Annotated in this window: 17 protein-coding genes; 7 read left to right on the forward strand and 10 right to left on the reverse strand. The window is 55.5% G+C overall.

All coding sequences use genetic code 11. From position 1 onward, the window contains the following. Window positions 1-10 precede the first annotated feature (10 nt). Window positions 11-670, forward strand: coding sequence for a bifunctional tRNA pseudouridine(32) synthase/23S rRNA pseudouridine(746) synthase RluA (gene rluA / locus EXW94_RS22590; RefSeq protein ID WP_148401115.1), 660 nt, complete (start codon window positions 11-13; stop codon window positions 668-670). A 31-nt stretch (window positions 671-701) separates the two neighbouring features. Here rluA and djlA read toward each other — a convergent pair whose 3' ends face one another. Then, complete coding sequence (djlA, locus tag EXW94_RS22595) at window positions 702-1,517, reverse strand: co-chaperone DjlA (RefSeq protein WP_100165493.1); 816 nt, start codon at window positions 1,515-1,517, stop codon at window positions 702-704. 240 nt (window positions 1,518-1,757) lie between these two features. On the opposite strand from djlA, the gene lptD reads away from it, so the two are divergent. From lptD to apaH, 6 genes are read left to right on the forward strand one after another with little or no spacing between them, the layout of a single operon-like run. After that, window positions 1,758-4,109 carry an LPS assembly protein LptD gene (gene lptD, locus EXW94_RS22600; RefSeq protein ID WP_174341064.1) on the forward strand — a complete coding sequence of 784 codons (2,352 nt, stop codon included), beginning with the start codon at window positions 1,758-1,760 and terminating at the stop codon, window positions 4,107-4,109. 53 nt (window positions 4,110-4,162) lie between these two features. Next, entirely contained in the window at window positions 4,163-5,449 is a 1,287-nt protein-coding gene (gene surA, locus EXW94_RS22605; protein WP_108417113.1) for a peptidylprolyl isomerase SurA, read from the forward strand. Beyond that, the gene (pdxA, locus tag EXW94_RS22610; RefSeq protein ID WP_042717204.1) at window positions 5,449-6,435 is read left to right on the forward strand and encodes a 4-hydroxythreonine-4-phosphate dehydrogenase PdxA; all 987 of its coding nucleotides are present in this window, start codon (window positions 5,449-5,451) and stop codon (window positions 6,433-6,435) included. Before surA ends, pdxA begins: the two co-directional genes overlap by 1 nt. Continuing rightward, complete coding sequence (gene rsmA, locus EXW94_RS22615) at window positions 6,432-7,253, forward strand: 16S rRNA (adenine(1518)-N(6)/adenine(1519)-N(6))-dimethyltransferase RsmA (RefSeq protein WP_010427042.1); 822 nt, start codon at window positions 6,432-6,434, stop codon at window positions 7,251-7,253. Before pdxA ends, rsmA begins: the two co-directional genes overlap by 4 nt. Before the next feature lie 3 nt (window positions 7,254-7,256). Further along, the gene (apaG, locus tag EXW94_RS22620; protein ID WP_089599206.1) at window positions 7,257-7,634 is read left to right on the forward strand and encodes a Co2+/Mg2+ efflux protein ApaG; all 378 of its coding nucleotides are present in this window, start codon (window positions 7,257-7,259) and stop codon (window positions 7,632-7,634) included. A gap of 4 nt (window positions 7,635-7,638) precedes the next feature. Beyond that, entirely contained in the window at window positions 7,639-8,487 is an 849-nt protein-coding gene (gene apaH / locus EXW94_RS22625; RefSeq protein WP_029484936.1) for a bis(5'-nucleosyl)-tetraphosphatase (symmetrical) ApaH, read from the forward strand. A 38-nt stretch (window positions 8,488-8,525) separates the two neighbouring features. On the opposite strand, the gene folA is transcribed toward apaH, so the two are convergent. From folA to fkpB, 9 genes are all read right to left on the reverse strand, one after another. Then, the gene (gene folA / locus EXW94_RS22630) at window positions 8,526-9,005 is read right to left on the reverse strand and encodes a type 3 dihydrofolate reductase (protein ID WP_003856431.1); all 480 of its coding nucleotides are present in this window, start codon (window positions 9,003-9,005) and stop codon (window positions 8,526-8,528) included. Window positions 9,006-9,119: 114 nt separating this feature from the next. Beyond that, window positions 9,120-10,985 (reverse strand): glutathione-regulated potassium-efflux system protein KefC, encoded by a 1,866-nt coding sequence (gene kefC / locus EXW94_RS22635; RefSeq protein ID WP_108417115.1) that lies wholly within the window; start codon window positions 10,983-10,985, stop codon window positions 9,120-9,122. Beyond that, window positions 10,978-11,508, reverse strand: coding sequence for a glutathione-regulated potassium-efflux system oxidoreductase KefF (gene kefF / locus EXW94_RS22640; RefSeq protein ID WP_174341065.1), 531 nt, complete (start codon window positions 11,506-11,508; stop codon window positions 10,978-10,980). Before kefF ends, kefC begins: the two co-directional genes overlap by 8 nt. A gap of 103 nt (window positions 11,509-11,611) precedes the next feature. Beyond that, window positions 11,612-11,845, reverse strand: a complete 234-nt coding sequence (locus EXW94_RS22645) for a YgdI/YgdR family lipoprotein (RefSeq protein ID WP_010427047.1) — start codon at window positions 11,843-11,845, stop codon at window positions 11,612-11,614. 139 nt (window positions 11,846-11,984) lie between these two features. After that, window positions 11,985-15,209 (reverse strand): carbamoyl-phosphate synthase large subunit, encoded by a 3,225-nt coding sequence (gene carB, locus EXW94_RS22650; RefSeq protein WP_174341066.1) that lies wholly within the window; start codon window positions 15,207-15,209, stop codon window positions 11,985-11,987. Window positions 15,210-15,227: 18 nt separating this feature from the next. Then, window positions 15,228-16,376: a glutamine-hydrolyzing carbamoyl-phosphate synthase small subunit gene (gene carA, locus EXW94_RS22655; protein WP_010427050.1), complete on the reverse strand. Its 1,149-nt coding sequence runs from the start codon at window positions 16,374-16,376 to the stop codon at window positions 15,228-15,230. Between the two features lie 454 nt (window positions 16,377-16,830). Next, a complete protein-coding gene (gene dapB / locus EXW94_RS22660) occupies window positions 16,831-17,652 on the reverse strand; it encodes a 4-hydroxy-tetrahydrodipicolinate reductase (protein ID WP_174341067.1) in 822 nt (273 codons plus the stop codon). A 205-nt stretch (window positions 17,653-17,857) separates the two neighbouring features. After that, window positions 17,858-18,808 carry a 4-hydroxy-3-methylbut-2-enyl diphosphate reductase gene (gene ispH, locus EXW94_RS22665; protein WP_010427054.1) on the reverse strand — a complete coding sequence of 317 codons (951 nt, stop codon included), beginning with the start codon at window positions 18,806-18,808 and terminating at the stop codon, window positions 17,858-17,860. A 1-nt stretch (window position 18,809) separates the two neighbouring features. Continuing rightward, the gene (gene fkpB, locus EXW94_RS22670; RefSeq protein ID WP_015572634.1) at window positions 18,810-19,259 is read right to left on the reverse strand and encodes an FKBP-type peptidyl-prolyl cis-trans isomerase; all 450 of its coding nucleotides are present in this window, start codon (window positions 19,257-19,259) and stop codon (window positions 18,810-18,812) included. Window positions 19,260-19,261: the final 2 nt, after the last annotated feature.

Below are 19,261 nucleotides of genomic sequence, written 5' to 3' on the forward strand. Positions count from 1 at the left end.
GGAGCGCAAGATGGTGATGGAGCCCTACAATCCCCCTCAGGATCCCTGGCTGGTCATCCTTTATCAGGATGAGCACATTATGGTGGTCAACAAGCCAAGCGGCCTGTTGTCCGTGCCGGGGCGTCTGGACGAGCACAAAGACAGCGTGATGACGCGTATTCAGCGCGATTATCCGCAGGCGGAGTCCGTCCATCGCCTCGACATGGCCACCAGCGGCGTGATTGTGGTGGCTCTGCATAAAGAAGCGGAACGCGAGCTGAAACGCCAGTTCCGCGAGCGCGAACCGAAAAAGCAGTACGTCGCGCGCGTCTGGGGCCATCCGGCGACGGCGGAAGGTCTGGTGGATCTACCGCTGATCTGCGACTGGCCGAACCGGCCAAAGCAGAAGGTGTGCTATGAAACCGGCAAGGCGGCGCAAACCGAGTATGAAGTGCTGGAATACGCGCCGGATAACACCGCGCGCGTCCTGCTTAAGCCGATTACCGGGCGCTCCCACCAGCTGCGCGTGCATATGCTCGCCCTGGGCCACCCGATTCTGGGAGACCGGTTTTACGCGCCGCCAGAAGCGCTGGCGCTGGCTCCGCGCCTGCTGCTGCATGCGCAGACCCTCACCATTACCCATCCGGTTTTTGGCAATGCGATGACCTTTAAGGCTCCCGTGGACTTCTAAAAAAAATGGCCCGATATCATCGGGCCATTTTTTATTTAAAACCTTTTTGCTCTTTTATCAGCTCGTAGGCTTTCTGAATTTCCTGCGCTTTCTGCTTCGCCATCTCCATCATCTCTGGCGGTAAACCTTTCGCGACCAGCTTGTCCGGATGATGCTCGCTCATGAGCTTACGATAGGCACGCTTGATCGTGGTCTGATCGTCAGAAGGCTTTACGCCAAGCACGTTGCAGGCATCTTCCAGCGTCGGGCCACGCTGCGTCTGCTGCCAGCCGCCACCGGAGGATTGCTGCTGGTAACCCCCGCCAAACTGCGCGCCACCCTGCATCATGCGCAGGAACTGGTCGAACTGCATGCGGGAGATCCCCAGTTCTTCAGCAATGACGTATAAAACGTCCCGCTCATTGGGATGAAGGGAGCCATCGGCGAAGGCCGCCTGAATTTGGATCTCCAGAAACATCCGAATTAAATCAAAACGTCCGAAGCAGATGCTGCGGAACTGACGCATTTTTTCACGCAGCGGATAGTTATCCGCTTTACCGATACGAAACGCATTTTGCGCCGCCACGCGAGATTCACCGTGCAGATTCATGCGATCCATGAATACGCTGGCAATCTGAATATCGGCTTCGGTGACGCGCCCTTTTGATTTGGTTAAATGCCCCATCACCTCAAAGGTGGTGGAGAAAAAGAGCGACTGACGCTCGCGCTGGTTGGCGAACCAGGCCATTTTGCGGCTGCGTGCCTTATCAAACATATGGCCGATAATAAGGCCCAGTACCACGCCCCAAAAGCCAGCGCCCATGATTAATGCGAACGCAACGCCGATGATTTTACCCCAATACTGCATATACTCCCCGAATAGTCATGTTCCTGGTTCGACGCAACGCCATCATTACAGTGGTCGCGCCACGGTCAATTGAGGGACATCGCCTATAATTTGCATTATCATACTCGTCATTCGATAGCGAGCCTAACACTCTGGCACGCAAACGGGCAGGATTAACGCTGGTACTGCGCTGATGAGTAAGATAGTCTCTGAGCGTTTGTAAGCCGTAGCCACTGATGACGGAACAATAAAATACAACGTATGAAAAAACGTATCCCCACCCTCCTGGCCACAATGATTGGCGCCGCTCTGTACAGCCAACAGGGGCTGGCAGCCGATCTCGCCTCGCAATGTATGCTTGGCGTCCCAAGTTACGATCGTCCACTGGTTGAGGGCGATACGAATGACTTGCCGGTTACCATCAATGCCGACAATGCAAAAGGTAATTATCCTGACAATGCCACCTTTACGGGCAATGTCGATATTAACCAGGGCAATAGCCGTCTGCAGGCAGATGAAGTGCAATTGCATCAGAAGCAACCAGAAGGTGCGGCTGCGCCAGTACGTACGGTGGATGCGCTGGGTAATGTGCACTATGACGACAACCAGGTCATCCTGAAAGGTCCGAAAGCCTGGTCAAATCTGAATACAAAAGATACCAACGTCTGGGAGGGTGATTACCAGATGGTGGGTCGTCAGGGGCGCGGTAAAGCTGACCTGATGAAACAGCGCGGTGAAAACCGCTATACGATTCTGGAAAACGGTTCCTTCACCTCCTGTCTGCCGGGCTCGAATACCTGGAGCGTGGTGGGCAGTGAAGTTATTCACGATCGTGAAGAACAGGTCGCGGAGATCTGGAACGCCCGCTTTAAGCTCGGCCCGGTCCCTGTTTTCTACAGCCCTTACCTGCAGCTTCCCGTAGGCGACAAACGACGTTCCGGTTTCTTGATCCCGAATGCCAAATACAGCACCTCGAACTACTTTGAGTTCTACCTGCCGTATTACTGGAATATCGCGCCAAACATGGATGCGACGATCACGCCGCACTATATCCATAAGCGCGGTAACATCATGTGGGAAAACGAGTTCCGCTATCTGACCAAAGCGGGTGCCGGTTTGATGGAGTTTGATTATCTGCCATCGGACAAAGTCTTCCAGGACGAGCACCCCACCGAAGGTGATAAACACCGCTGGATGTATTACTGGCAGCATGCCGGGGTGATGGATCAGGTCTGGCGCTTCAACGTCGACTATACCAAAGTTAGCGATCCGTATTATTTCAACGACTTTGACTCAAAATACGGTTCCAGTACGGACGGCTACGCCACGCAGAAATTCAGCGTGGGCTACGCCATTGAGAACTTTAACGCCACGGTGTCGACCAAGCAGTTCCAGGTCTTTAACACCCAAACGGCCAGCACCTATGGTGCTGAACCGCAGCTGGACGTCAACTGGTATCAGAACGATGTCGGTCCTTTCGACACCCGCGTCTACGCCCAGGCGGTGCACTTCGTCAACACCAACTCGGACATGCCAGAGGCTACGCGTCTTCATCTCGAACCAACCATTAACTTACCTTTGTCGAACGACTGGGCAAGCCTGAACACCGAAGCCAAACTGATGGCGACGCATTACCAGCAGAAAAATGTCGACTGGTACAACAATCGCTATGGCACCGATCTTGACGAATCGGTAAACCGTACGCTTCCTCAGTTCAAGATGGACGGGAAGCTGATTTTCGAACGCGATATGGGCCTGCTGTCTGATGGGTATACCCAGACGCTTGAACCGCGTATGCAGTATCTCTACGTCCCTTATCGCGATCAGAGCAAAATTCAGAACTACGACTCCTCTTTCCTGCAGTCTGACTACAGCGGCCTGTTCCGTGACCGGACCTATGGGGGTCTCGACCGTATTGCGTCAGCTAACCAGTTAACGACCGGCGTCACAACGCGCGTTTATGATGAATCTGCCGTTGAACGTTTTAACGTTTCTGTTGGTCAAATCTACTATTTCACCGAGTCTCGTACCGGTGATGACGACATTAACTGGGAGAAAGACAACAAAACGGGTTCACTGGTGTGGGCAGGTGATACCTACTGGCGCATGACCGATCGTTGGGGTCTGCGCGGTGGTGTTCAGTACGATACTCGACTGGATAACATCGCAACGGGCAGTGCTGCCATTGAATACCGTCGTGATGAAGACCGTATGGTGCAGTTGACGTACCGTTATGCCAGCCCGGAATATATTCAGGCGACATTGCCGAACTACGCCAATGCTGACCAGTACAAAGACGGGATTTCGCAGGTGGGTGGCGCCGCGAGCTGGCCAATCGCCGATCGTTGGTCAATCGTCGGAGCCTACTACTATGACACGAATGCCCAAAAACCCGCTGACCAGATGCTAGGTCTGCAATATAACTCCTGCTGTTACGCGCTGCGTGTCGGCTACGAACGCAAACTTAACGGCTGGGATACTCAAAACAGTCAGGGCAAATACGATAACGTGATTGGCTTTAATGTCGAGCTGCGCGGCCTGAGTTCCAACTACGGTCTGGGCACGCAGCAGATGCTGCGCTCGAACATTCTGCCTTACCGCAGTTCCTTGTAATGTGCTTGATTTGCAACATAATCCGCTTTGCGGTTAATTGAAATGGAAAAAGTATGAAGAACTGGAAAACGCTGCTGCTCGGTGTCGCCATGGTTGCGAATACTAGCTTCGCGGCCCCCCAGGTTGTTGATAAAGTCGCCGCTGTGGTTAACAACGGCGTCGTGCTTGAAAGTGACGTTGACGGTTTAATGCAGTCTGTAAAGCTCAATTCGGGCCAGGCAGGTCAGCAGCTTCCGGATGACGCAACGCTGCGCCACCAGATCCTGGAACGTCTGATCATGGATCAGATCGTCCTGCAGATGGGTCAAAAAATGGGTGTGAAGGTCTCTGACGAGCAGCTCGATCAGGCGATCACGAACATTGCGAAACAGAACAATATGACCCTGGACCAGATGCGCAGCCGTCTGGCCTACGATGGCATCAGCTACGCCACTTACCGTAATCAGATCCGTAAAGAGATGCTGATTTCAGAAGTGCGTAACAACGAAGTGCGTCGCCGCGTCACCATCCTGCCTCAGGAAGTGGACGCGCTGGCTAAGCAGGTGGGTAACCAGAACGATGCCAGCACCGAACTGAACCTGAGCCACATTTTGATCCCGCTTCCGGAAAACCCAACCTCCGATCAGGCGGCTGAAGCGGAAAGCCAGGCGCGTTCTATCGTTGAGCAGGCGCGTAACGGCGGTGACTTTGGCAAGCTGGCCATCACCTATTCTGCTGACCAGCAGGCGCTGAAAGGCGGCCAGATGGGCTGGGGCCGTATTCAGGAACTGCCATCCCTCTTTGCCCAGGCGCTGAGCACGGCGAAGAAAGGGGACATCGTCGGTCCAATCCGTTCAGGTGTAGGCTTCCACATTCTGAAAGTGAACGATCTGCGCGGTCAGAGCCAGAGCATTTCCGTCACGGAAGTTCACGCTCGCCACATTCTGCTGAAACCGTCTCCGATCATGACTGACGATCAGGCGCGTGCGAAGCTGGAACAGATTGCAGCTGACATCAAGAGCGGCAAAACCTCCTTTGCGAATGCGGCAAAAGAGTTCTCTCAGGATCCAGGCTCTGCTAACCAGGGTGGCGATCTGGGCTGGGCTGCGGCCGATATCTACGATCCGGCTTTCCGCGACGCGTTGACGAGAATGAGCAAAGGTCAGCTGAGCGCACCTGTGCACTCTTCCTTCGGCTGGCATCTGATTGAACTGATGGATACCCGCAACGTCGATAAAACCGATGCGGCCCAGAAAGACAGAGCTTACCGTATGCTGTTCAACCGCAAATTCTCTGAAGAAGCGGCAACCTGGATGCAGGAACAACGCGCCAGCGCTTACGTGAAAGTGCTGAGCAACTGATGAAACAGCATCGTGTTGTGATCACGCCCGGCGAGCCCGCCGGGATTGGGCCTGACCTCGTCGTCCAGCTCGCCCAGCGCAGCTGGCCGGTGGAACTGGTTGTCTGCGCAGATGCAACACTGTTACAAGACCGGGCAACATTGCTCGGTCTGCCTTTAACGCTCCTCCCTTATGTTGAAGGCCAGCAGCCCGTACCGCAGCAAGCGGGCACCCTCACGCTTCTGTCGGTTCCTCTTCGCACCCCTGTCGTCCCCGGTCAACTCAGCACTGAAAACGGGCGCTACGTTGTCGAGACGCTGGCGCGCGCCTGCGACGGCTGCCTGAACGGCGAGTTCGCGGCGCTGATCACCGGTCCGGTGCATAAAGGCGTTATCAACGACGCGGGGATCCCCTTTACCGGACACACCGAGTTCTTTGAAGAACGTTCGCACAGTCCGAAAGTGGTGATGATGCTGGCGACGGAAGAGATGCGTGTCGCGCTGGTGACCACCCATCTGCCCATCAAAGCCATTCCTGATGCCATCACCCCTGAACTCCTGCGCGAGATCATCGGGATTTTGCATCACGATCTGCAGACGAAATTCGGCATCCCGCAGCCGCACGTGCTGGTTTGTGGCCTGAATCCGCATGCGGGCGAAGGCGGACACATGGGCACCGAAGAGATCGACACCATCATTCCGGTGCTCAACGAAATGCGGGAAAAAGGGATGAATCTCAGCGGGCCACTGCCTGCGGACACCCTTTTCCAGCCCAAATACCTGGATAATGCCGACGCCGTGCTCGCGATGTACCACGATCAGGGCCTCCCCGTGCTAAAATACCAGGGCTTTGGCCGCGGCGTGAATATCACCCTCGGTTTACCCTTTATTCGAACGTCCGTTGACCACGGTACTGCGCTGGATCTGGCAGGCCAGGGGAAAGCGGATGTCGGCAGTTTTATTACGGCGCTTAATCTCGCCATCAAAATGATTGTTAATACTCAATGACTAATCGAGTCCATCAGGGCCACTTAGCCCGTAAACGTTTCGGGCAAAACTTCCTTAACGATCAGTTCGTGATCGAAAGCATTGTCTCGGCTATTAATCCGCAAAAAGGTCAGGCGATGGTCGAAATCGGCCCGGGCCTTGCCGCACTGACCGAGCCAGTAGGCGAACGCCTTGACGAACTCACGGTTATCGAGCTGGACCGCGATCTGGCCGCACGCCTGCAAACACATCCGTTCCTCGGGCCGAAGTTGACCATTTATCAGCAGGATGCCATGACCATGAACTTTGGCGAACTGTCAGAGAAAATGGGCCAGCCGCTGCGCGTGTTCGGTAACCTGCCGTACAACATTTCCACCCCGCTGATGTTCCACCTGTTTAGCTATACTGATGCCATTGCCGACATGCACTTCATGTTGCAAAAAGAGGTTGTTAACCGTCTGGTTGCAGGCCCGAACAGTAAAGCGTATGGTCGTTTAAGCGTGATGGCACAATATTACTGCAACGTGATCCCGGTACTCGAAGTACCGCCGTCAGCGTTCACACCGCCACCGAAAGTAGACTCTGCGGTTGTGCGCCTTGTGCCGCACAAAACGAAACCGTACCCGGTAAAAGATCTGCGTGTACTGAGCCGCGTCACCACAGAGGCCTTTAACCAGCGTCGTAAAACGATCCGTAACAGCCTGAGCAACTCATTTACCGTTGAGGTGTTAGCCGAGCTGGGGATCGACCCGGCAATGCGAGCGGAAAACATTTCCGTAGAGCAGTACTGCAAGCTGGCTAATTACATCAGCGAAAATGCGCCGCCGAAGGAGAGTTAAGCCATGATTGATTCGCCCCGCGTATGTGTCCATGTACAAAGCGTCTATGTTGAATCGCAGTCCTCACCGGATGAAGAACGTTTTGTCTTTGCTTACACCGTGACCATCCGCAATCTGGGGCGGATGCCCGTGCAGCTGCGCGGGCGCTATTGGCTTATCACGAACGGCAATGGTCGTGAAATTGAAGTCCAGGGCGAAGGCGTGGTGGGTGAACAACCGCATATCGCTCCTGGCGAAGAATATCAGTACACCAGCGGCGCGGTGATCGAAACGCCAATGGGTACCATGCAAGGCCATTATGAAATGGTCGACGTCGATGGCAATGGCTTCCGCGTTGCCATTCCCGTATTCCGTCTCGCCGTTACAACATTCATTCATTAATCCAATGTCTACATATCTGATTGGCGACGTTCACGGTTGCTACGATGAACTGATCGCATTATTAAAGCAGGTCGACTTTACGCCAGGACAGGACATGCTGTGGCTGACGGGCGATTTAGTGGCGCGTGGCCCGGGCTCCCTTGAGGTTTTACGTTTCGTTAAATCACTGGGCGACAGCGTGCGCATGGTTCTGGGCAATCACGATCTGCATCTGCTGGCGGTATTCGCCGGGATCAGCCGCAATAAACCGAAAGATCGTATTACCCCCCTGCTTGAAGCACCGGACGCGGACGATCTGATCAACTGGCTGCGTCGTCAGCCGCTGCTGCAGATCGATGAAGAGAAAAAGCTGGTCATGGCCCATGCCGGGATCACGCCACAATGGGATCTCGAGACGGCAAAAGCCTGCGCGCGCGATGTTGAGGCGGTGCTGGCAAGCGACTCGTATCCTTTCTTCCTCGATGCCATGTACGGCGATATGCCGAACCACTGGAGCGAGGATCTCAGCGGTCTGGCCCGTCTGCGTTTTATCACCAACGCCTTCACCCGTATGCGTTTCTGCTTCCCGAACGGACAGCTGGACATGTATTCCAAAGAGACGCCGGAAAGCGCGCCTGCACCGCTGAAACCGTGGTTTGCCATTCCGGGACCGGTGACAAGCGAGTACAGCGTCGTGTTTGGTCACTGGGCGGCGCTGGAAGGTAAAGGGACGCCGGAAGGGATTTACGGTCTGGATACCGGATGCTGCTGGGGTGGGGAGTTAACCTGCTTACGGTGGGAAGATAAAACGTACTTCGTACAGCCGTCCAACCGACAGCTGGACTTAGGAGAAGGTGAGGCTGTCGCCTCCTGATACGTTATTCCCTCTCCCTGTGGGAGAGGGAAAATCACTTAACGACGTTCCAGAATTTCGAAGCAGTAGCTATGTGAGTTCTGTGCATCCGCATCGTGGAATTCGCTGAATACCGATTCCCACTCGTCCGGATCGTAATCCGGGAAATGGGTATCCCCTTCCACTTCCGCATCAATGTGGGTCAGATACAATTTCTGCGCTTTTGGCAGGAACTGCTCATACACGCGTCCGCCGCCGATCACCATGATCTCTTCAGCATCACCACAGGCGGCAATCGCTTCATCAACGGATTTCACCCACTGAACGCGATCGTCAGTGCCAGGCTGGCTACTGATCACAATATTCTTACGGCCCGGTAATGGACGACCAATCGACTCCCAGGTCAGGCGGCCCATCACTACCGGCTTGTTTAACGTCGTACGTTTAAACCATGCGAGATCGGCAGGCAGGTTCCACGGCATGGCATTTTCCATGCCGATAACGCGGTCTACCGCCAGCGCTGCAATCAGACTGATCATTGAAAATTTCCCGGATGCAAAAAATTGCCGCCACTATACGGAAAGCTTAATCTTTCGTCGACTGGCGGCAGGGTAAAGAAACAGAAATTTTTTAATATTGCTGGCAACTCCACTTCACGCGGACGGTTTACTTTCCGGTTCATCCTGAGGATCCCCGGTGTGCTTGCCCTCTTCCGTTCCTTGCCAGCCGTGACGCTGGGTAAGCGACAGGTGATTGCGGTCCTCGTTAATAATTTCAGTCAGCATCGCGCTGGTACGTTTAAACACAGCTGCCCGGTCTGAAGCCGTGCTGCTCGCCATCTCCACCATCTCCTCGACCATTCCGGTGTTAAAGCGGCGGAACAGATCGGCACGCTCACGCGCCTCATACGCCCCCAGCCCCAGGCTTTCCAGCGCCATTCGACCAGATTTAAGCGCACCTTCGAAGGTTTCACGCTCCGGCGCTACGACGCCAGCCTGTCGCAGCTGGATGTAGTGATCCACATCGCGCGCGCGGGAGATAATCGTCAGGTCAGGGAAATGCTCTTTGACCAGCTCAACCAGCTGCAGACTGGTTTGCGGATCGTCAATGGCATTGATCAGCACCTCGGCTTTCGCAGCCCCGGCCGACTCCAGCAAATCGACGCGGGTAGCATCACCATAGAATACTTTCATATCGAATTTACGCAGGGTTTCTACGTGGTCAGGATCGTGATCGAGAATGACCATTTTAACGCCGCTGGAGAGCAGCAAACGGCCGGTGATCTGCCCGAAGCGCCCGAATCCAGCGATAATCACTCGCGGCTGTTCTTCGTCAATCTCATCGGCTTCACGCCCCTGTTCGCTGTCCGATTTTTCCAGACGCGTCAGCAGCACCAGCAGGATAGGCGTGGCGGCCATCGATAATGCCACGGCTAGCGTTAACGCTTTGGCCCACTCGGGATCGAGCACCTTCGCCATCTGCGCTGCACCAAACACCACAAATGCGAATTCACTCCCCTGCCCCAGCAGCGCGGCAAACCAGCGACGTTGTTTACCTGGCACCTTCAGAGGACGGGCAACCAGCCACAGTACCGCCATTTTAATGACCAGGAAACCCACCAGCAGGATAACAATCCGCAGCGGATGCGTGGCCAGCGTGCCGAAGTCGACGGACATCCCGACGCCGATGAAAAACAGCCCCAGCAGCAAGCCTTTAAACGGCTCGATATCGCTTTCCAGCGCGTGGCGGTATTCGGAGCTTGCCAGCAGAACGCCTGCCAGGAAGGCGCCCATTGCCATCGACAGCCCGGCTTCTTCCAGCAGCAGACCGAAGCCAAACACCAGGAATAACGCAACGGCACTGAACACTTCGCGCAGGCCCGAGCGCGCAACAAAGCGCAGCAGTGGACGGGTGACGTATCGGCCAAGCAGGACCACCAGCATCAGAGCACCGACGACTTTCAGCGCCGAGAGTGCAAATGCGCCAAGCGTCGTTGATGCTCCGCTGGCGGCCAGCAGCGGGATCATCGCCACCAGCGGGATGGCGGCAATGTCCTGGAACAGCAGCACCGAGAACGCGCTGCGGCCCATCTGGGAGACCGTCAGGTTACGCTCATTCATCGCCTGCATGGCAATGGCCGTCGAGGAGAGCGCCAGCGTCATGCCGATCAGCCCGGCCACTTTCCAGTCCATCCCCAGCAGGATGCAGAACCCGCCCAGCAGCAGGCCACACGCCACCATCTGTAGCGCGCCGCCGCCAAACACGGAAGCACGCAATTTCCATAAGCGCTGCGGATCCAGCTCCAGACCAATCACAAACAGCATCAGCACCACGCCAATTTCAGCGAAATGCAGTATCGCTTCGGCATCGGTGACCAGACGAAGGCCCCAGGGTCCAATCACGCACCCGGCAATCAGATAGCCGAGCACGGATCCCAGCCCCAGTCGAACCGCCACAGGGACAATCAATGCCGCCGCGCCGAGATAAATCAGTGCCTGTATCAGCGTATGGCTATCCATTGTGCGTCTCCTGCCACTCAAGTAAGCGTTGTTTGTAGTGGCGAGTCTGTGCCTGCAAGGTTTCATCGTCGCAAATAAAGGTACAGTGCATCGCAAAAGGAGGCAGCCAGTTCAAACCACAATAGAGCGCGGTCGCCTGTAGCGGCTGCGCCAGCACCTCAAAGCCGGGGAAGGAGCCGATATCAAAGTGGCTTTCACCGCCGCCGGTCGTCACGGCCCACATCAGGCTTTTCCCCTTCAGCGCATGACCGTTATGACCATATGCCCAACCGTGAGAGAAGACTTTATCGATCCACAGCTTCAACAGCGGAGGCGTGCTGTACCACTGCATGGGATGCTGCCAGATAATCAGATCGGCACGAGAAAGCGCCTCCTGTTCGGCGGCGATATCGATATTAAAGTCGGGATAGAGTTGATAGAGGGAACGTATCTCTACGTTATCAAGCGTCCTTACCTGCTCAAGCATCCGCTTATTCGCATGCGAGTGCTGCGGATAGGGGTGCGCGTAAATTATCAGAATCATTGATTAGCCTGTTGTTACTGCTTTCTTTTAACAAAAGAGTGTAGTCAGTAATTCAACAGGCTAATAGTGAATATTATTGACGGGCTTACGTCAGAATTCTGAATTAGTTATCCAGCTCACCCATGGATTTCACCTGGTCGCGGTTAATCTGCTCGGTTTGACCGGTTTCGGCGTTTTTATACGACACCAGACCGGTATCATCATCCACCTGAGGTTTGCCATCGGTGACGATGGTGCGGCCGTCGGTGGTTTTAACTGCCTGATTAGACGAGCAGCCCGCAACGGTAAACATTGCAGTGGCAGCCAGAACGGAAGCGATCAGTAGTTTATTTTGCATGGTGTTTTCCCCTGCTCTCAGTTGAATTTCGTTATCGACCTAACCATTTTAGGCTAACTGACTGAAAGCGGATGAAAAACCAGAAGGTTCTGAAGATGGGGAGAATGCCCGGCAACCGAACGGCACCGGGCATGTGAACTTACTTGCTAATCTGCGCGTGCATTTCCTGCACTGAAATCACCTTCTCGGTGGCATCCGCGTTCAGCGCCATGGCCGTTGCGAAACCGCCGTTCAGGGTGGTGTCGTAGTGCACTTTGTACTGCAGCGCGCTGCGGCGAATCAGCTTGGAATCTTCAATCGCCTGACGTCCTGCGGTGGTGTTGATGATGTAGGTGTATTCGCCATTCTTGATACGGTCCTGAATGTGCGGACGACCTTCATGCACCTTGTTCACCAGACGCGGGTTGATACCGGCTTCACCCAGCACAATCGCCGTACCGTGGGTTGCATCCAGCTCGAAGCCCTGTTTCAGCAGCTTGGCGGCCAGGTCAACCACGCGCTCTTTGTCGCCTTCGCGAACGGAGAGCAGCGCACGGCCTGATTTTCTCATGGTGGAGCTACTGCCCAACTGCGCCTTCGCGAACGCTTCTGCGAAGGTGCGGCCCACGCCCATCACTTCCCCGGTAGAGCGCATTTCTGGCCCTAAGAGCGGGTCAACGCCAGGGAATTTGTTGAACGGCAGCACCACTTCTTTCACCGAGTAGTACGGTGGAATGATCTCTTTGGTCACGCCCTGCTGCGCCAGCGTCTGGCCCGCCATCACGCGCGCCGCCACTTTCGCCAGCGGGACGCCGGTGGCTTTGGAGACGAACGGTACGGTACGTGCCGCACGCGGGTTCACTTCAATCAGGTAGACTTCGTTGTCTTTCACCGCGAACTGGACGTTCATCAGGCCGCGAACCTGCAGCTCGAAGGCCAGCTTCTGCACCTGCTGACGCATCACGTCCTGAATCTCCTGGCTCAGGGTGTACGCTGGCAGAGAACAAGCGGAGTCACCGGAGTGCACGCCCGCCTGCTCGATGTGCTCCATGATGCCGCCAATCAGCACCATTTCGCCGTCGCAGATGGCGTCAACGTCAACTTCCACCGCGTCGTCGAGGAAGCGGTCGAGCAGCACTGGCGCATCGTTGGAGACGCTTACCGCGGTCTGGAAGTAGCGGCGCAGGTCGGCTTCGTCATAAACGATTTCCATCGCGCGGCCGCCCAGCACGTAGGAAGGACGCACCACCAGCGGGTAGCCTATGTCTTTCGCCTTCTCAACGGCCATTTCAATGGCGGTCACGGTGGCGTTCGCAGGCTGCTTCAGCTTCAGACGGTCAACCGCCTGCTGGAAACGCTCGCGGTCTTCCGCACGGTCAATCGCGTCCGGGCTGGTGCCGATAACCGGCACGCCTGCTGCTTCCAGCGCGCGCGCCAGCTTCAGCGGGGTCTGGCCGCCGTATTGCACGATAACGCCTTTTGGCTTCTCGATGCGCACGATTTCCAGCACGTCTTCCAGCGTCACCGGCTCGAAGTACAGGCGGTCAGAGGTGTCGTAGTCGGTCGATACGGTTTCCGGGTTACAGTTGACCATGATGGTCTCGTAACCGTCTTCACGCAGCGCCAGGGAGGCGTGCACGCAGCAGTAGTCGAACTCAATGCCCTGGCCGATACGGTTTGGACCGCCGCCCAGCACCATAATCTTGTCGCGGTCGACGGACGGATTCGCTTCGCACTCGTCTTCATAGGTGGAGTACATGTAGGCGGTGTCAGTTGAGAACTCTGCCGCACAGGTGTCCACGCGCTTGTAGACCGGGTGCAGGTCGTACTGGTCGCGCAGCTTGCGGATTTCCGCTTCACGTACGCCCGCCAGCTTAGCCAGACGCGCATCGGCGAAGCCTTTACGCTTCAGCACGCGCAGGAAGTCAGCGTCCAGACCGGTGATGCCCAGCTCAGCGACCTGATCTTCCAGACGCACCAGCTCTTCAATCTGCACCAGGAACCAGCGGTCGATGTTGGTCAGGTTGAACACGCCGTCGACGGACAGGCCCGCACGGAAGGCATCGGCGATGTACCAGATACGTTCTGCGCCTGCGTCTTTCAGCTCGCGGCGGATTTTGGTCAGCGCTTCCGGGTCGTCCAGGCTCACTTTCGGGTCGAAGCCGGTCGCGCCCACTTCGAGGCCGCGCAGCGCTTTCTGCAGGGATTCCTGCTGCGTGCGGCCAATCGCCATCACTTCACCGACAGATTTCATTTGGGTGGTCAGACGGTCGTTCGCGCCCGCAAATTTCTCGAAGTTAAAGCGAGGAATTTTGGTCACAACGTAGTCGATGGACGGTTCAAAGGAGGCAGGCGTGCGGCCACCGGTGATGTCGTTCATCAGCTCGTCGAGGGTATAACCCACCGCCAGTTTCGCCGCCACTTTCGCAATCGGGAAGCCGGTCGCTTTAGAGGCCAGCGCGGAGGAACGGGACACGCGCGGGTTCATTTCGATAACAATCAGACGGCCGGTTTTCGGGTTCACGGAGAACTGTACGTTAGAACCGCCGGTTTCCACGCCGATTTCACGCAGTACCGCCATCGAGGCGTTACGCATGATTTGATACTCTTTGTCGGTCAGGGTCTGGGCTGGCGCAACGGTGATGGAGTCACCGGTGTGGATACCCATCGCATCGAAGTTTTCGATGGAGCAGACAATGATGCAGTTGTCGTTTTTATCACGCACCACTTCCATCTCGTACTCTTTCCAGCCAATCAGCGATTCATCAATCAGCAGCTCTTTGGTTGGGGAGAGATCCAGACCGCGTTCGCAAATCTCTTCGAACTCTTCGCGGTTGTAGGCGATGCCGCCGCCAGTGCCGCCCATGGTGAACGATGGACGGATGATGCACGGATAGCCCACGTCAGCCGCGACGGCCAGCGCTTCTTCCATGTTGTGTGCGATACCGGAACGCGCGGTGTCGAGGCCGATTTTCTTCATCGCCACGTCGAAGCGGCGACGGTCTTCTGCTTTATCAATCGCGTCGGCGGTCGCGCCAATCATGGTCACGCCGAACTCGGCCAGCACGCCCTGACGCTCCAGCTCCAGCGCGCAGTTCAGCGCCGTCTGGCCGCCCATCGTTGGCAGCACCGCGTCCGGACGCTCTTTCTCGATGATTTTACGCACCACTTCCCAGTGAATCGGCTCGATGTAGGTTGCATCGGCCATTTCCGGGTCGGTCATGATGGTTGCCGGGTTAGAGTTCACCAGGATAACGCGGTAACCCTCTTCACGCAGGGCTTTACACGCCTGCGCGCCGGAGTAGTCGAATTCGCAGGCCTGGCCGATGACGATCGGGCCAGCGCCAAGGATCAGGATGCTTTTTATGTCTGTACGTTTTGGCATTGTCTTCTCGGCTCCTGATTATTTAGCGGTCTTACGGTATTGCTCGATAAGTTCGATGAAGTGATCGAACAGCGGCGCGGCATCGTGTGGGCCCGGGCTGGCTTCAGGGTGGCCCTGGAAGCTGAACGCTGGCTTATCGGTACGGTGGATACCCTGCAGGGTGCCATCGAACAGCGACTTATGGGTCACGCGCAGGTTAGCCGGCATAGAGGCTTCATCGACGGCAAAGCCGTGGTTCTGCGCGGTGATCATCACCGTGTTGTTATCGATGTCCTTCACCGGGTGGTTACCACCGTGGTGGCCGAACTTCATCTTAACGGTGTTCGCACCGCTCGCCAGCGCCAGCAGCTGATGGCCAAGGCAGATGCCGAATACCGGGATATCGGTTTCCAGGAAGGACTTGATGGCGGCGATGGCGTAATCGCACGGCGCCGGGTCACCAGGACCGTTGGACAGGAAAATACCGTCCGGATTCATCTTCAGCACGTCTTCAGCAGACGTTTGTGCCGGAACCACCGTCAGGCGGCAGCCGCGGTCAACCAGCATGCGCAGGATGTTGCGCTTGGCGCCAAAGTCATAGGCCACCACGTGGAACGGCAGCTCGCTCTCTTTTTTCGCTTCCGGCAGGTCGCCTTCCAGCGTCCAGCTACCCTGCGTCCAGCTGTAGGCCTCAGCGGTGGTCACTTCTTTCGCCAGGTCCATGCCGTTCAGGCCCGGGAAGGCTTTCGCTTTTTCCAGCGCCAGCGTCGCATCGAGGTTGTCACCCGCGATGATGCAGCCGTTCTGTGCACCCTTCTCGCGCAGCAGACGCGTTAACTTACGGGTATCGATATCGGCAATCGCCACAATGTTATGGCGCTTCAGGTAAGAAGAGAGGTCTTCGGTATTACGGAAGTTGCTGGCAATCAGCGGCAGGTCGCGGATGACCAGGCCTTGCGCATGTACCTGAGAAGATTCTTCGTCAGCCGCATTGGTGCCGACATTGCCGATATGAGGATAAGTAAGAGTAACGATTTGGCGAGAATAGGAAGGATCAGTGAGGATTTCTTGATAACCGGTCATTGAAGTATTGAAAACGACTTCCCCAACCGCCGAACCTGTTGCCCCTATGGCCCGACCGATAAACTGGGTTCCGTCTTCCAGAACCAATAGCGCTGACTTAATCAAAACACCCTCCAGAGAATATTCACTCACTTTATTTGCATATTAATTCACAACCACGTCATAAATCAATGCAAATGTGTTGCCAGCGGATTTTTGGCAAACGGCGGCATTCTGGGGATTTGGTGGGTAAAAGTCAACTCAAAACGGATATTTTGTTTATTCTTTTACGAGCCTGGCGGCTGGAATGCGATTTAACGGGCAAAAAGATCAGGCAAATCATTCTGGAAAACGCTTGCGCGGTAAGTTTAATGGGAATTTCGTGCGCGGGGCAATAAAAAGTGGACCACATGGTCAAAATTTACAATTGCGCAACGCAAAACAGAGAGAAGAGATATAGTTTTAAGGCTTTAACAGGATAACACTCGCAAAGATGATAAAATAAAAGGGCAATAAATTATTGCCCTATGCAATCAATATATTACGACTGCAATAACCACATCACGATGGGTAATAATGCTTACAAATTGTTGAGATTGAGTACATCTCGCATATCAAAAAGACCATTACGCCTGCCTTTTAACCACAACGCGGAGCGCACTGCGCCATTTGCAAATGTCATTCGGCTAGATGCCTTATGCGTGATCTCTACGCGTTCGCCGATATCGGCGAACATCGCGGTATGTTCGCCGACGATATCACCTGCTCGCACAGTTGCGAAGCCAATGGTTCCCGGAACGCGTTCGCCCGTATGACCTTCGCGAGAATAGACCGCAATGTCTTTTAAGTCTTTATCCATTGCATAAGCAATCGCTTCGCCCATTGCCAGCGCCGTGCCTGATGGCGCGTCGACTTTATAGCGGTGATGCGCTTCAACAATTTCAATGTCGGTATAGTCACCCATCACTTTCGCCGCCTTTTCCAGCAGCTTCAGCATCACGTTAACGCCTACGCTAAAGTTGGCAGCGAAGACGATCGCAATCTCGTTCGACGCATCCTGAATTGCCTGCTTGCCGGTATCATCAAAACCGGTCGTGCCGATCACCATCCCTTTGCCATGCTGACGGCAAAACGCCAGGTGATTCAATGTGCCTTCAGGGCGCGTAAAATCGATGAACACATCAAAGTCATCTTTTACCGCCTCCAGGCTGCTCTGCACGGTTACGCCCGTGTGGCCTGCGCCCGCCAGCTCACCCGCATCGGTGCCAAGTAGTGATGAACCTTCACGCTCCAGCGCCGCGCCAAGTGCCACACCATCCATCTGTAGCGCCGCCTGAATCAGCTGGCGGCCCATACGTCCACCCGCGCCCGCAATAGCGACACGGATCTGTGCATCATGCATAGTTATTCTCTTACGTTAAAATGATGTAAACCGTTTTCAGATTAACCAGCCTTCGCTGAGGCTGCCAACTGAAAACACCGATAATTAGAATTTAACGTGAAACCGGCTTAAATATCAGTAAAAGACATGATTTTGTGGTCACGATAAAGTAACGGGTAAAAAAAAGGCCAGCACAGGAGGTGCTGGCCTTTCATCAGAAGAGGGATTATTCCACTTCGCGGGCATCAATTCGCAGTTCTTTCGGAACTTCAAACACGATGTTCTCTTCGCGCCCTTCCAGTGGAACCGCGTCGCCACCGCCCAGCTCCTGCAGACGGGTAATCACGTTCTGCACCAGGATATCCGGCGCGGAAGCGCCTGCGGTAACGCCAACGCAGGCCGCATTTTTGACCCACGCTTCCTGAATGTCCGTCGCATCGTCAATCAGAAATGCTGCTTTCCCCATCCGCTGCGCCAGTTCGGCCAGACGGTTAGAGTTAGAGGAGTTTTTGGAGCCGACGACCAGCACCACGTCCGCCTGTTCAGCCAGCGCACGCACTGCTTCCTGACGGTTAGTGGTGGCGTAGCAGATGTCATCCTTACGCGGCCCGACGATTTTCGGGAAGCGCTGGCGCAGGGCGTCAATCACGTCAGAGGTATCGTCTACGGAGAGCGTCGTCTGCGTCATAAACGACAGTCGCGCTTCGTTTTTCACGTTCAGCGTAAAGACATCTTCAGGCGACTCGACCAGATACATCCCCCCTTCCGGGTTACTGTACTGACCCATGGTGCCTTCAACTTCCGGATGACCGGCATGGCCAATCAGAATCGACTCTTCACCGCGACGGCTGGCGCGCGCCACTTCCATATGCACTTTTGTCACCAAAGGACAGGTGGCATCAAATACGGTCAGATCGCGGCTTTTCGCCTCGTTGCGTACCGCCTGAGAGACGCCGTGCGCGGAGAAGATCAGGATCGCACCGTCCGGCACTTCGCTGATCTGCTCAATAAAGATGGCGCCGCGCTCGCGCAGGCTGTCGACCACGTAGCGGTTGTGCACCACTTCGTGACGCACGTAAATCGGCGCGCCGTAAATCTCCAGCGCGTTTTCAACAATGCTGATAGCGCGGTCTACACCGGCGCAGAAGCCGCGCGGGTTAGCCAACAGGATCTGCATTTTACTCCTCCAGTGCCGGATCGATCTCCAGCACTTCGACATCAAAATGAACGGTACGCCCGGCAAGCGGATGGTTGAAATCGACGGTGATAGAATCGCCGTTGATTTCGCGGATCACGCCAGGCATTTCGCTGCCGTCCATAGCGGTAAAGAGCATAATCGCCCCGATTTCTGGCTCGCCCGCGTCCATGAACTCACGGCGCGAGAAATACTGGATCAGGTCCGGGCTTGGCACGCCAAATGCCGCATCCGGCTCCAGCGAAAACGCTTTTTTCTCGCCCTCTTTCAGACCCAGAAGCTGTTGCTCAAGACCTTCAGAAAGTGAGGTATCGCCAAGACGAAACAGGGCCGGTTTGCCGTTATTGCGGGTGGATTCAGCCGTTGAGCCATCATCCAGCTTCAGCGTGAAGTGAACGAGAACCGCGCTGTTGCTCTGTACGGATTTAGACATGC

The sequence above is a fragment of the Enterobacter sp. JMULE2 genome, assembly GCF_013337145.1.
Taxonomy (GTDB): domain Bacteria; phylum Pseudomonadota; class Gammaproteobacteria; order Enterobacterales; family Enterobacteriaceae; genus Enterobacter; species Enterobacter mori.

Bases quoted from the DNA above. Each gene is read 5' to 3' on its own strand.
- rluA (WP_148401115.1), top strand. From the start codon at position 11: ATGGTGATGGAGCCCTACAATCCCCCTCAGGATCCCTGGCTGGTCATC.
- djlA (WP_100165493.1), bottom strand. From the start codon at position 1,517: ATGCAGTATTGGGGTAAAATCATCGGCGTTGCGTTCGCATTAATCATG.
- lptD (WP_174341064.1), top strand. From the start codon at position 1,758: ATGAAAAAACGTATCCCCACCCTCCTGGCCACAATGATTGGCGCCGCT.
- surA (WP_108417113.1), top strand. From the start codon at position 4,163: ATGAAGAACTGGAAAACGCTGCTGCTCGGTGTCGCCATGGTTGCGAAT.
- pdxA (WP_042717204.1), top strand. From the start codon at position 5,449: ATGAAACAGCATCGTGTTGTGATCACGCCCGGCGAGCCCGCCGGGATT.
- rsmA (WP_010427042.1), top strand. From the start codon at position 6,432: ATGACTAATCGAGTCCATCAGGGCCACTTAGCCCGTAAACGTTTCGGG.
- apaG (WP_089599206.1), top strand. From the start codon at position 7,257: ATGATTGATTCGCCCCGCGTATGTGTCCATGTACAAAGCGTCTATGTT.
- apaH (WP_029484936.1), top strand. From the start codon at position 7,639: ATGTCTACATATCTGATTGGCGACGTTCACGGTTGCTACGATGAACTG.
- folA (WP_003856431.1), bottom strand. From the start codon at position 9,005: ATGATCAGTCTGATTGCAGCGCTGGCGGTAGACCGCGTTATCGGCATG.
- kefC (WP_108417115.1), bottom strand. From the start codon at position 10,985: ATGGATAGCCATACGCTGATACAGGCACTGATTTATCTCGGCGCGGCG.
- kefF (WP_174341065.1), bottom strand. From the start codon at position 11,508: ATGATTCTGATAATTTACGCGCACCCCTATCCGCAGCACTCGCATGCG.
- EXW94_RS22645 (WP_010427047.1), bottom strand. From the start codon at position 11,845: ATGCAAAATAAACTACTGATCGCTTCCGTTCTGGCTGCCACTGCAATG.
- carB (WP_174341066.1), bottom strand. From the start codon at position 15,209: ATGCCAAAACGTACAGACATAAAAAGCATCCTGATCCTTGGCGCTGGC.
- dapB (WP_174341067.1), bottom strand. From the start codon at position 17,652: ATGCATGATGCACAGATCCGTGTCGCTATTGCGGGCGCGGGTGGACGT.
- ispH (WP_010427054.1), bottom strand. From the start codon at position 18,808: ATGCAGATCCTGTTGGCTAACCCGCGCGGCTTCTGCGCCGGTGTAGAC.
- fkpB (WP_015572634.1), bottom strand. From the start codon at position 19,259: ATGTCTAAATCCGTACAGAGCAACAGCGCGGTTCTCGTTCACTTCACG.